Here is a 12,879-nt window from a genome sequence, read left to right as displayed (position 1 = left end):
CTTGTAGCGAAGTTCGTCCGTTGCCTTGAAAGTCTTTGTAATAGTAAAGCCCTTGTCGGTCTTTGTCATTGCTTCGGCACCGTTCTGCCAGTTGTTGAAGTCTCCTGCAAGGAGAACTTCCGTAGCGCGAGGGTTTCCGTAGAAGAAGGTAACCTCTACGTTGCCGTCGGCAAGTTTTTTCACAGTTACGTCAGCAAAGGCACTGCCGATGCTGAGCAACAGGAAAAGGGAGATGAAAGCGAATAATTTTTTCATCAAATTCCTCCAAATTAATAAATAGATAGAAATCGCGCGTACAAACGTCCCGGGGTTTTCGTAGACAGAATGGGCCTTATCATCAGTAGAAGGAATTTTTTGAAAAAAAAACAAAAATATGCAATTTTTCTGCAGGGAATATGATTTGTTTTTTGGGGACTGTTGAACAAGGGAGGAAAGTGTTTGTGGGGAACCTCTAAAAACTTCAGTTTTTAGAGGTAACTTTGAAAATACGATGTTCTAAGTTGCGATATTATAGCGACTTAGAACTCGCTGAGACCTCGAAAAAAAATGAAGACGGGTTTTTCGAGGTGTCCTATACTTTTACCGATGCGCCGGCGCCGGATTGGAGCGGTGCCGGAGGCAGGATTTGCGCGGGAAGTTCAGTGTATTTCGGGAAAAAAAGGCTTGTTCCTGAAAATGCAGGATGAATGGGGCAGAATATGTTTTGGCGCAAAGACCGAGCGTGAGCGGGCCGCGGAAAAGCCGGTTTTCGAATTCGGTTTCGCCCCTGAAAATGTAAGACGTAGTGTCGCACTCATTTTATTATGATTTGTGCGGAGTGGTGGAACTTCAACGCTTGGGGCGAGGTTGTTGATTACTTTGTGGCTATAAGCTGCAGGATGATTATACTGTAAAGATCCTTTTTTTGACGGTGTTATCCTAGTTTTTCCATTGCGGTTTCCCAATCGGAATTCAAGCCGTCAAGTTTTTTTGAAACGGCGTCAATTTCGCTTTGGACCTGTTTTGCTTTTGCTCCGTTGGAATAAACGTCAGGATTGGAAAGTTTTGCTTCAAGGGCAGATTTTTCTGTCTCTGCGGCTTCTATTTCTGCTTCAATGCGCTGCACTTCGCGTTCAGCCTTGCGCCGTTCCGCCTGAATGCGCTTGTTTTCCTCACGGCTTAGCTGTGCCGCGCTTTTTCCGCTGTTAGCGGCTTCTGCCGTTTTTGAAGGTTGTTCCGTTTTAAGGGCTGTATTCGCCGCCCCGAATGCCGGTTCACCTACAGTACCGTTTGCTTCCGCTTCAAGCCGCTCCTGATAATATACGTAATCTCCGGGGAAAATGCGGTGTCTTCCGGGAGTAAGTTCAAGTACGCGCGTTGCAAGTCCTTCTATAAATCCTCGGTCGTGACTTACAAAGATAACCGTTCCGCCAAAATCTTTAAGCGCATTCATCAGAACGTCTTTTGAATGCATATCAAGATGGTTTGTCGGCTCGTCAAGGACAAGAAGATTGTTCGCGCTCAGGAGCAGCAGAAGAAGCGCAATCCTGCTTTTTTCTCCGCCACTTAAAACGTCGAGCGTTTTAAAAACGTCATCACCACGGAACAGGAATGCACCGAGCATATCGCGGATTTTCGGTATAAGTTCAGTAGGCGCACGCGCCTCTACGTAATCAATAATCGTCTCGCTGCCTTTTATTGTTTCCGCGTTATCCTGACTGAAATAGCCGATTCTCACGCCGGCACCAGGAATAATCTCGCCGCTAAAAGAACTGTCTTCGCCGGCGATTATGCGAAGCAGCGTCGATTTTCCGGCTCCGTTACGTCCTGCAACTACAAGCCGTTCGCCGTTTTCAAGCGTAAGGTCAAGCCCGTCAAGAACGCTGCGTTTTCCGTCGTATGATTTTGTAATTCCGTTCAGGCGCAGTACAAGCTTTCCTGCATGTGGTGCTGGCGGAAAACTGAAATGAATTTTTTTAAGTGATTCAGGAATTTCTATTTTGTTCTCAAGGATTTTATCAAGCTGCTTCTGCCGTTCCTGTGCCTGTGCCGCTTTCGTTGCCTTGTAGCCGAAACGGTTTATGAATTCCTGAAGCCGTGCAATTTCCTGTTGCTGCTGTTCGTATGCGTCGATGAGCGTTTTCAGTTCTACTTCGCGCACTTTTTCATAATGCGTAAAGTTTCCCGGATAGCGCTTAAGGTCACCGTTAAAAAGTTCGTAAACTTCGTTTATGGTAACGTCAAGAAAATAACGGTCGTGGCTTACAAGTAGAAATGCGCCTTTGTAATTTGCAAGGAATTTTTCAAGCCAGCCGCGCGCTTCAATGTCAAGATAGTTTGTAGGTTCGTCAAGAAGCAGAATGTCCGGGTTCTGCATAAGGGCTTTTGCAAGTGCAATCCTCATCTGCCATCCGCCGGAAAATTCTTCTGTTTGCCGCGAAAGGTCTTCCTGAGAAAATCCCAGACCGATAAGTACGCTTTCTGCCTGTGCTTCGCGCCTGTGCCAGCCGGACTCTTCAAGCTGTGCAATCAGACCGGCCTGCCGTTCAAGAAGTGACTGCGTATTTCCGTTTCCAGCCTTAAGCATATCGCCGATTCCGTCAATTTCTTTCTGAATATCGTAGCCAAACTGAAATGCCTTGTCTGCTTCTTCGCGCAGCGTACAGCCGTGGTGCGTAAGGCCTGACTGCGGAAGATAGGCTATGCGGGCGTCCTTCTGGCAGATTCTGTTTCCTGAATCCGGCTGAACAAGTCCTGCCATAACTTTTATGAGCGTTGACTTTCCGGCACCGTTTGCACCTGTGAGCGCGGCTTTTGTTCCCGTCTGTAAATTGACCGAAACGTTTTTCAGTATGTCCCGGTCGCCGAATGCTAATGATACTTGTGAAAATTGAACGAAAGCCATTCCTACTATTCACCTTTGCTGAAGAAAAGAACGAGCGGGCTGAGCGCGCGTTCCATAAGAATATTATTTTTTATGACTGCGCCTGTTGCATCTTCAAAGCGAAGTCCGCTGCTTTCCATTTTGTACAGGAAATTGACTTCTTTTTCCATTCCGTCAAACTTGAACGTAAGGACGCCGTCGTAAGAAGCAGAAAGCGATTTGCTTAAAAAGTATTTTATCCTTACAGTTCCCGTGTTCCGCGCACTGGAAGAAATTACTGCCGGCACAAGAAGTCTGTTGTTGCTCCACACAAATGAATGATCCGTATTAAGCCTTAGCTGTCCGTAGCTTTTACTTTGGAAATATGGTGCGAACATTGTAATCTGCTCCAGTTCCTTTTCACGCCGTTCACGTTCTGCCTGTACAAGTTCGTCTATGTTTTCTGAAATTGCAACAAGATTGAAATCCTCCGGCTTTCCGCTTTCTCCTGTATAACGGACTACGATGAAATTCGAGCGGCGAACTGTTACGACTACCGGAATGTCATTCAGGTTATATTGATTTGCGCTTGTCTGGACTGCACCTGTATATTCCCATTCTTCACGGATTTTCGGCATTGTAAACGAAAGTTTTTTTGTTTCCGCGTCAAGATGGAAATTGTATGACGGAATAAGCTTGTCCGTGTCTATTCGTCCGGAGTCAATCATTGCTTTATAGGAATCCGGATACCATACGCCTTCAAGCAGCGTGTCGATTTCAGATGACGTATTTTCTTCTTCGGACGTTTCTGCGCCGTTTGTAATTTTCTGACCAAGCCTGTCTGTTTCAAAAAGACGCAGGTTGTAGGAAAAACACCATCCGCGCGTTCCGTCGGACGTAAGTACGTTCAGCCAGTCGCCTTCAAGAGGCTTTTTTCCTGCCATTACAGCTTGTCCCTGACCTTTGTACAGGACTTTTATCGTTTCGTCCTTGCGAAGGCGGTAAACCTGTTTTGCCGTATTCACCGGTTCTGCGCGGATTGGAAGTCCGTCAAGTGCAACAGACGCATAGACGTGGGTGTAGCCGCTGAACTTCTGCGCTTGTTTTGCTGCCTTCCGCTTTGATACTGGTTCTGTAAGCTGCCATAACGGGACTTCCATCTTTCCGTTTGCCGTTCCGATGACGTATACGTGCGAAATGTTTGATTTTATATAGACAGGAACGATGTCGCCGTCCTGCATTTCATAGTCCGGTAAATTCCAAAGCAGTACGCTGTGTCCCATAATTTTTGAACAGGAGGCAAACAGTGCTGCTGTAAGACATATAATGGAAACAAAAAAAAGTTTTTTCATAGCAGTTTATAGTATCAGTTTTGCACAATAAAGTCATTATTTGCAGAAGATGTTTACGGATAAACTCACAGGAGGACTGTTTTCCCTGCGTATGAAGCCGTAATATTTTCGGAAAAACTGTGGTCTCTCATATAAAAAATGTGTATAATAGAATATATGAGAGGTAGGATATGAAAAAAAGCAGTCTGTTTATAGGTTTTCTTCTTTCTTTAATCGGTTTACTGTTGCTCATTATTCCGCGCCAGTGCGTTCAGGCGATTGTCATTCTGCTTGGAATTGAGGCAGTTGCCAACGGAATTTACAGCCTGATGTATACGCGAAAGCTGATTCCTGATTCGTCGTTTCAGTATACCGTTATATGCCGCGGAATGCTCAGTATCGTAATCGGACTTCTGGCGTTCTTCCTGCCGCTGAAATTCGCACAGGCAATGTGGAACATTATGCTGTTCGTCCTTGCCGTATACCTTATAATCGGTGCGCTTCTTCAGATGTATGCAACCGGCAAGCTCCGCGAAACAGGCGTTGACCGAAGGCAGTTTATCATTGAAAGCATCATTTCAATCTGCGCGGCAATCGTTATGTTCATTATTGGAGCAAAGAGCGGCATTGTGTTCGTTCGGGTTGTAGGAATTATCGTTCTTTTATGCGGACTTTCATACCTGTTCTTCCTTTGGAGAACGCGTCCGCTCGTGCAGGAACCTGTAGAAGTCGTGGATGATATTTCCGGCACAATAGAAAAATCAAACGAATAGCCGGAGCGGGTTGTTCTAAAATCGTAGTGTAAGGAATTCTGATGATACAAATTGATAAAGTTGAAGTGTTTGGATGGGAAGCTGCAATCAGGGGAATGAGAAATTCATTTAACAGTTGGGATAAAAGCGACAGCCGTTACAATGCGGACTCCGGCAAATACGAAGTAGGTTCTGCGGACATTGAGCTTATGGACAGATTGAGCAGGAGCGGTCCGAGCCATGCAAAATTTCTCCGCTACATAAACGTTACCCTTGACATTACTGCTCCGCGTTACTGGTGGGCAGAAATGGACACGTACAAAGTAGGAACGGTGCGTAACAGCTGTTCTACAATGCACAAAGTGCAGGCGAAAGAATTTGAGCGCGCCGACTTCAGCTGTGAACATCTTGACGAAGAGTCGCTTGCGGCTCTTGATACGCTGATTTCCGTTATGAACAGGGCGCGAGATCGTTTTAATAACTGCGGAAAGAACAAGGACGACTGGTGGCAGATGATTCAGCTTCTGCCGGCAAGCCTTAACCAGAAGGCGACTGTCCAGCTTAATTATCAGGTTCTGCAGAATATTTATTTTACGAGAAAAGACCACAGGCTTGACGAATGGCACACATTCTGCCGGTGGATTGAGGAGCTGCCTTATTCGCAGCTGATTATCGGCAAGCGTTCGTAAGAACGTACCGCAAGGGGGAAATTGCGGTGAGCAAAGACGTTTTTTTTACATCAGATATATATGACAAGGATGCGCTGATTGAAGAATTCCTGCAGAAGAATTCGTTTTATGTTCCACAGGCACAGCAGAAAATAAAAAAAGCGTGGTATTTTCTGTGTGAAAAATGCGGTGACAGAAAACGCGCCTGCGGAAGTCCGTATTATCTGCATTGCCTTCGGATTGCGTACATTCTTGCAGACGGCGAATTTGACGAAGACTGCGTATGTGCCGGAATTCTGCACTGTGCAGGAAAACTTGGCATAACTGACGCAGAAATTGCGGCGGAATTCGGTGAACCTGTAAGCAGGATTATCGCCGGAACTGCGAAATTCAGTCATCTTTCTGTAAATTCAAAAACTCTTCATCAGGCGGATGCAATCCGGAAAATGCTTTTTGCTATGGCAGACGACGTGCGCGTCATTTTTGTAAAGATTGCTGACCGTCTTGACCGTATCAGGAATATAAAATCGCTTGAGCCTAAAGAACAGCGCGTTCTTGCTTCCGAAATTATAGACATCTGGGCGCCTCTTGCCGACCGTCTTGGTATGCAGACGGAAAAAAATGAATTTGAAGATTTAAGCCTGAAATACACTAACCCGGACGCATTCCAGCAGATAAAAGCCGTTATCGCCCAGAAAAAGGACGAACGCGCTTCCTACCTGCAGAAAGCCGTTTCTACCATACAGGCGGAGGCGGATAAAGCCGGAATCAGCGTTTCCATTACAAGCCGGGCAAAGCATTTTTATTCAATCTATCAGAAAATGCGCAAGCGAAATAAAGAGCCGGGCGAACTGTTTGACTTGCTTGCCCTGCGCATTATCTGCCAGCATAAAAACGACTGCTACACCCTCATCGGAATTGTTCACGGTCTGTGGAAGCCTCTTGAAGGCAGGTTCAAGGACTATATCGCAATGCCTAAGTCGAACGGCTATCAGTCCCTGCATACGACCGTTATGTGCGAGGACAGACCGCTTGAAATTCAAATTCGTACGCAGAAAATGCACGAAATTGCGGAACACGGCGTTGCTTCTCACTGGCTTTACAAAAAGGGAATGAACCACGATTCCGTCGACATAAAAAATCTTGATATTTTTAACCAGCTTCACGAAATGAAGAACAGCCAGATGACGGACGAAGGATTTTTCCAAAGTTACAAAAACGAGCTTCTGAAAGACGAAATTCTGGTGTTCACGCCTAAAGGTGAGGTGAAAAAACTTCCTGTCGGAGCAAACGCAATCGACTTTGCATATTCCATTCATTCCGCTGTGGGTGAAAAGATTGTAGGGGCAAAGGCGAACGGAAAAATAATTCCGCTTACACAGGAACTGCAGAATACATGGATTATAGAAATTCTTACAAATCCGAACGCTCATCCTACGGAATCGCAGCTGAAGGCGGTAAAAACGGCGAAGGCGCGGCAGAAAATCCACGCATGGCTTTCTGCAAATGATCCGAATTTTATAGACAAGGCATCTCTTGAAAAAATAGAGACTGAAAATTCAAGTCATGCCGCAGCATCTCACTTGATACAGGGAGAAAAGCGCGGTCATAAGAAAGGTTCGGGGTTTGTTCCGCAGGCTCAAGGCGGGACGGGAAAAATAAAAATAGGGAACACGACAAATTTTCTAATTACGTTTGCGCAGTGTTGTAATCCAAAATACCCTGATCCGATTTCAGGCTACGTTTCCCGGACGCGCGGAATTACGATTCACAAGGCGGACTGCATAACTTTCCAGCGTATACAGGATATAGAAAAGCGCAGGATTGATGTGCAGTGGGAGGCGCAACACTAGATTGTCGTATACCGTTAGCGGATTTCAGTTGCGCGTTCAGTTTTGTCTTTGGCAAAACTGAGTTTACGTATTGTGTGGAAGTTTTGTGTTTTTTGGAGGCGCAACACTAGATTGTCGTATACCGCTAGCGGATTTCAGTTGCGCGTTCAGTTTTGTCTTTGACAAAACTGAGTTTACGTATTGTGTGGAAGTTTTGTGTTTTTTGGAGGCGCAACACTAGATTGTCGTATACCGCTAGCGGATTTCAGTTGCGCGTTCAGTTTTATCTTTGACAAAACTGAGTTTACAGAGAGGTTTCTATGCGGTCTATCAGGAGAAGAGGGGTTAGGGCGTAGTCGGGGGTGAAGGTGGTGGATGAACTGGCGTGAGCGTATACGGCTGTTTTGGCGGCTTCAAGTGCATCGTACCCTTGCGCAAGAAGCGAGGCGCACAGTCCGGCAAGAACGTCGCCGCTTCCGGCTTTTGCAAGCGCATTTGTTCCGCAGCTGCATATAAATGCCTTGCCGCCTTTAAAAATATAGGTATTTGCGCCTTTTGCAACAAGTACGATATTCGGAAACGCCTTGCTCCACTGGCGTGAAAGTTCAAAACGGTGGCTTACTGTAAATGAAACTTCGTATTTTTCCGAAAGGCAGGAATTTATGAGCATACATAATTCTTTCGGATGCGGCGTGATTATTATCTGCGCGTTTTTTCTGTCATTCAGTTTTTTTAGAACCGAAGGGGCTTCCGGGTATGAAAAGAAATCTGCATCAAAAACGGCGGACGGTTTTTCCATATCATAGATGAACGAAACTGTTTTTGAAACGATGCTGTTTTTGTCTGTACCAAGCCCGCTTCCTAAAAGAACGGACGTCGTTTTTTCGGGAAAAGAATTTCCTGTCATAAGTTCAGGCGGCATTAAAAAAGAAACGCCGTCGCCTTTTTCGGAACTGTCCGTAATGCACGTTACGAGTCCTGTACCAAAGCGAAGTGCCGCCGTTCCTGCAAGAATTGCCGCTCCCGGCTTTTCTCCAATAACAACCGCCGTATGCCCGAACATTCCTTTGTGTGCCGATTTTTTCTTACGGTGCGGAAGTTGTATGTCACTTTTTTCTATTATGTGGGCATCCGGCTCCGTGTTTTTTTCAAAAACAAAATCGCTTACACCTAAGCCTGCTTTTTCAATCGTTCCCGTAAAATCTTTTGCTTCGTCGCTGAACAAAGCAGTTTTCAAAGCGCCCATAGTAACCGTTTTGTCTGCACGAAACGCAACCGGCGAACCTCCTGCGTCTTTCGTTTCAATACAGCCGTTTTTGTCTATGCCGCTCGGAATGTCGCAGGCTATTTTTACGCCGTCCGCTTCATTCACCCTTAAAATAAGCGCCGCATAATCTTCCGAAAGTTTGCCGTGAAAGCCAGTTCCAAAAAGACAGTCTACAAAAACAGTGTAACATTCAAGCGGCTCATCGTTTTGTACAAACGGAACTCCTGCCGCCTTTGTCATTTCATACTGAATTCGCGCTTCTTCCGTGCGTGGCGCTTCTGCAAGAAAAACGGAAACCCTGCATTTTCCGTAGATGCGCCGGGCAAGTGCAAGCCCGTCGCCGCCGTTATTTCCTCCGCCGCACAGTACAAACACGGAACATTCCGCGCCACAGCCGAGAACGGCTTTTTCAAGCGCGGCGGCGGCATTTTCCATCATAATGCATTCGCCGAAGTGGCAGCGGATTTTAGTTTCTTTTTCCGGAAGGGAAGAATCAATATAAACGGCTTCCATTCTGTATTCCTGCGGAATATTTATTTTTTTGTAAAAATAATTCCTTTTGAAAATTTTGTTCCGTCCTTGTCGGCAGGAATTTGTGAAGAAATTATTTTCATAGAAACTTCATCTTCCTGAACCGTGTACAGAAGATGCCACTTTTCGTCAATCTGCTCTGATTTTGAGGAAAAAATAGTTTTCGTTCCGCTTTCCTTGACGGAAAAAGTGATTGTGTTCAGGGCGACAGTGTATACGCCTTTCCAATACAGCGTTTCAAGTCCGGTTTTCTGTTCGATGAGCATTGTTCCGTCTGAATTGCAGGAAATCACCGTTTTTGTGCTTTTTCCTTTATAAACCCACTCACCGTAGCATTTTTCAGAGGCGACTGCGCTTTTTACGCTTTCTTTTACTGTAGAACCGATTTCAATTCCTGCGTCCTTGAAAAATTTACCGGTTTCTTTCAGAGCCTTCATTCCCTGCTGACCGATTTCTTTCCAGGAATTTTCTGCTGATTCTGCATTAGAAGAGTTCTGTGCAGTAACGAAAGCAGAAAGTGAAATAAGAATTATTATCGTAAAAATAAGTTTTTTCATATTGATACCACCTTCTTTATAGGAAGAGAATTCCTAGAATTCCGGCTGGAATAAGATAGCAGGCAAACCATTCAAGTTTACCTTTGCGGATGATTTTCATCAGGACGGCAAGCGAAATGTAGCCCCAGGCGAAAGCTGCAGCACAGCCTGCGATTACGGGAGCAGCACCAACAGTAGAACCGACTTCGGCAAAATCCTTGAGTTCAAGAAGGAACGCGCCCAGAATGGCAGGAATTGAAACGATGAACGAATATTCTCCGGCCGCAGCGCGGTTTACTCCGCAAAGCTGACTTCCGGCAATTGTTGAACCGGAACGGCTTATTCCAGGAAGAGTTCCGAATCCCTGCATAACGCCGATTACAATCGCCTGGTACCATTTAATTCCGTCATTTTTTTCTGCGGATTTTTTTACGGCACTGCTATTTCTGCGCTCTATAATAGAAGAAAAAACAAGCAGAATTGCCGTAACGATAAAGCCTGCACACGTTATTTTTACCGGCATATCAGGAATAAGTTTGCTTGTGAAAACGCCGATAGCACCTGTTACAAATGTCGTAATGATTACGGCAAGGATTGTCATTCTTCCGCGTGATTCAGTTCCGCACAGTAAATCTTCTTCATTTACGGCTTCTGGTGCAGGACGTCGTGCAATAAGCCGCCCGAATACGCACAGGAGAGTCCATATTTTTTTCCTGAAGTACAGTACGACGGCAAGAAGCGTTGCAAGATGAAGCATAATATCAAAAAGAAGAGGCACTTCTTCAAGGCTGAACAGTTTTTGCATGACGGCAAGATGTCCGCTTGAAGAAATTGGCAGGAATTCTGCAATTCCCTGTAAAATTCCAAGTAAAATTCCCTGAATGACTGTCATAATCGTTATTCCTTTGTTTCAGTTTATTTCAGGCAGCTTGTATCAAGCTGCTCAAAACCGCGCAAAAGTTTCTGCGCAATTTGTACCAGTTTTTCCAAATCACCGGGACGTTCGCCTTCGATGTTCATCGGCATTACCGGGTCGTGAAGGCTCATCCTGAGCAAAATCCAGCCGCGCACATCTTCTCCTTTGAAAGAAAGACGCACGCCCTCAAAGTTCTGCGGCATAACAATGCCTTCTTTTTCTGCGCGGGATTTGAATTCTGCAAGAACCTGCGCGCCGTATTCCTTAAAATCAGATGCCGCAATTTTAAAGCGGTATTCACCCTCTTCAACGAGCGGCGGCAGTTTTTCGATAAGGCTTTCAAGCGACTTTCCGCTTTTTTTTGCCTGAGCCAGCGCAACAATCATTTTTACTGCAAGATACGCGCCGTCATCAAGAAAATAATTTTCTTTCAAAGCGCCGTGACCGCTCGTTTCCATTGCAAGCGGACACACCGTTCCCGCCGCATTCAGTTCTTTCTGTTTGTTAATTACATTCTTGTAGCCGCGCATATAGCGAAGGTGTTTTAAATGCAGTACGTCTTCTAGAAAATACGTGAGCCTGTCGGAAGTAACGCTGTCGGTAACAATCGTGCTTCCCGGACAGTCAGGTGCAAGAATTGCCGCAACAAGCGCAATTATGGCATCGCGGTTTACTTCCTCGCCGTTGGAAAGAACGGCGCTCATACGGTCAACGTCAGTGTCAAAAATCAGTCCGAGGTCTGCATTGTTGCGTACCGTAGCATTCTGAATTGCCTGCATTGCGGCCTTGTTTTCCGGGTTCGGTATGTGATTAGGAAACATTCCGTCCGGTTCAAGGAACTGACTTCCTGAAGTATCCGCGCCGAGCGGCTGAAGAATTTTGTCTACGAAAAATCCAGATGCACCATTTCCGCTGTCTACAACTATTTTAAGACCGGAAAGCGGCTTTTCACTTTCAGCCGCATTCAAGCCGGTGCAGATTGCATTCCGAAGATGGGCAGCATATACGTCGATAAGATTGAACTCCTGACAGTCAGAAATACTAACGGAATTATTTTTTTCAGCACCCTGCGCGGCGGCAAGTTCAAGAATTTCCGTAATGTCTTTATGCTCAAGTCCACCGTCTGCATCAAAAAATTTTACTCCGTTCCTGTTGAATGGAAGATGACTTGCGGTAATCATCACCGAACCGTCAAAATGAGTCTTCTCAAAAACAATTGACATAAACATTGCAGGTGTAGTTGCCATTCCGCAGCGGACAACACGAACTCCGTTTGCAGAAAGTCCTTTTACAAGCGCATTTTCAAGCGCAGGTCCGGAAACACGCGAATCGCGCCCGATTCCGACTGTCAGATTTTGAGCCGATTTTTTTGTTTTCCGGCTTAACCACTGCGCAAATGCTCCGCCGATTTTAAGGCAGGCTTCCTCCGTAAGGTTTATGCGTTCTCCCTCAACACCGTCCAAAGCGATTCCGCGAATATCGCTTCCGTTCTGTAATTTCAATAAATCCTGTTCAGTCATAGTATAATTATATACTGTTCCGGCAAATTAGTCAGCAGAAAGGGCAGAATTGATTGGTGTGAAGCCCCACGACGAACACCCTGCGAACATTACTGCCAAACCTAAGAACAGGCAAAGCAATACCCTAAACCTTCTCTTTTCCATATTGAAATCCTCCTGTAAAAAGTTTGCAGCGCAAACTTCAATCTGATAAAAGTCCCTGCAGCCAGAGATTTTTATCCTGTGTTACCGGACACAGTTTTTTTTAAGACCCGACAAGTCTTTAAGATTTTCTTAAAACATATTTCTTCGGAAGGGGGCTAAAAAAGACTGCCGGATTAAAGCATTTCTCAGGAAAAACCCACGGACGCCCTTGAAAAAAAAATCACTTTTTTTCAAATTTCCCCGCACTTTTTTGCCCAAAATGAAAGACAAATTCGATTTATATGTAGGGAGAAAAATCCCCGGACAAAACACACAGGAGCGTGTGAAGAACAGGAGCCGTGTATGAACGAATACTATCCGCCGGAGCTTCTCAAAAAATGGAACGAAGCTTCACTTTCAGACAACTTCATTTTCTGCAAGGTTATGTCTGAAAACCTAGGGAAACACTGAATAAATCCTATTGAGGATTTTTCAGTGTTAACCTTGAATGCAGCTAATTGTCCGTAAGTCAATGACTTACGGCAATTTGACGGGAAGTGC

General features: G+C 45.4%; 9 protein-coding genes and 1 pseudogene. 3 read left to right on the top strand and 7 right to left on the bottom strand.

Translation table 11 applies throughout. The features are described 5' to 3' along the window. The 3 genes and pseudogenes from B5D55_RS11165 to B5D55_RS11150 form a co-directional block, all read right to left on the bottom strand. Positions 1–255: pseudogene (locus B5D55_RS11165) on the bottom strand (glycogen-binding domain-containing protein); the annotation flags it as partial. 658 nt (positions 256–913) lie between these two features. Next, positions 914–2,884 carry an ABC-F family ATP-binding cassette domain-containing protein gene (locus tag B5D55_RS11155; RefSeq protein WP_078934089.1) on the bottom strand — a complete coding sequence of 657 codons (1,971 nt, stop codon included), beginning with the start codon at positions 2,882–2,884 and terminating at the stop codon, positions 914–916. A gap of 5 nt (positions 2,885–2,889) precedes the next feature. After that, positions 2,890–4,194, bottom strand: a complete 1,305-nt coding sequence (locus B5D55_RS11150; protein WP_078934088.1) for an SH3 domain-containing protein — start codon at positions 4,192–4,194, stop codon at positions 2,890–2,892. A 170-nt stretch (positions 4,195–4,364) separates the two neighbouring features. On the opposite strand from B5D55_RS11150, the gene B5D55_RS11145 reads away from it, so the two are divergent. The 3 genes from B5D55_RS11145 to B5D55_RS11135 are packed head-to-tail and all read left to right on the top strand — an operon-like array spanning position 4,365 to position 7,446. Beyond that, the gene (locus B5D55_RS11145) at positions 4,365–4,946 is read left to right on the top strand and encodes a DUF308 domain-containing protein (protein WP_078934087.1); all 582 of its coding nucleotides are present in this window, start codon (positions 4,365–4,367) and stop codon (positions 4,944–4,946) included. A gap of 41 nt (positions 4,947–4,987) precedes the next feature. Then, positions 4,988–5,614: a hypothetical protein gene (locus tag B5D55_RS11140; protein WP_078934086.1), complete on the top strand. Its 627-nt coding sequence runs from the start codon at positions 4,988–4,990 to the stop codon at positions 5,612–5,614. Between the two features lie 26 nt (positions 5,615–5,640). Beyond that, on the top strand, positions 5,641–7,446 hold the full coding sequence (locus B5D55_RS11135; protein ID WP_078934085.1) for a RelA/SpoT family protein: 1,806 nt from the start codon (positions 5,641–5,643) through the stop codon (positions 7,444–7,446). Between the two features lie 283 nt (positions 7,447–7,729). Here B5D55_RS11135 and B5D55_RS11130 read toward each other — a convergent pair whose 3' ends face one another. From B5D55_RS11130 to B5D55_RS11115, 4 genes are read right to left on the bottom strand one after another with little or no spacing between them, the layout of a single operon-like run. Next, on the bottom strand, positions 7,730–9,205 hold the full coding sequence (locus B5D55_RS11130) for an NAD(P)H-hydrate dehydratase (protein WP_078934084.1): 1,476 nt from the start codon (positions 9,203–9,205) through the stop codon (positions 7,730–7,732). Positions 9,206–9,225: 20 nt separating this feature from the next. After that, positions 9,226–9,780, bottom strand: a complete 555-nt coding sequence (locus B5D55_RS11125; RefSeq protein ID WP_078934083.1) for a hypothetical protein — start codon at positions 9,778–9,780, stop codon at positions 9,226–9,228. Between the two features lie 16 nt (positions 9,781–9,796). Next, entirely contained in the window at positions 9,797–10,651 is an 855-nt protein-coding gene (locus tag B5D55_RS11120; protein ID WP_078934082.1) for an undecaprenyl-diphosphate phosphatase, read from the bottom strand. 23 nt (positions 10,652–10,674) lie between these two features. Further along, on the bottom strand, positions 10,675–12,195 hold the full coding sequence (locus tag B5D55_RS11115) for a phosphohexomutase domain-containing protein (RefSeq protein ID WP_078934081.1): 1,521 nt from the start codon (positions 12,193–12,195) through the stop codon (positions 10,675–10,677). Positions 12,196–12,879: the final 684 nt, after the last annotated feature.

It is taken from the genome of Treponema porcinum (assembly GCF_900167145.1).
In the GTDB taxonomy this organism is placed as follows: domain Bacteria; phylum Spirochaetota; class Spirochaetia; order Treponematales; family Treponemataceae; genus Treponema_D; species Treponema_D porcinum.
Note: the sequence above shows the minus strand (reverse complement) of the source record. Positions and strands in the feature narration are given on the sequence as shown.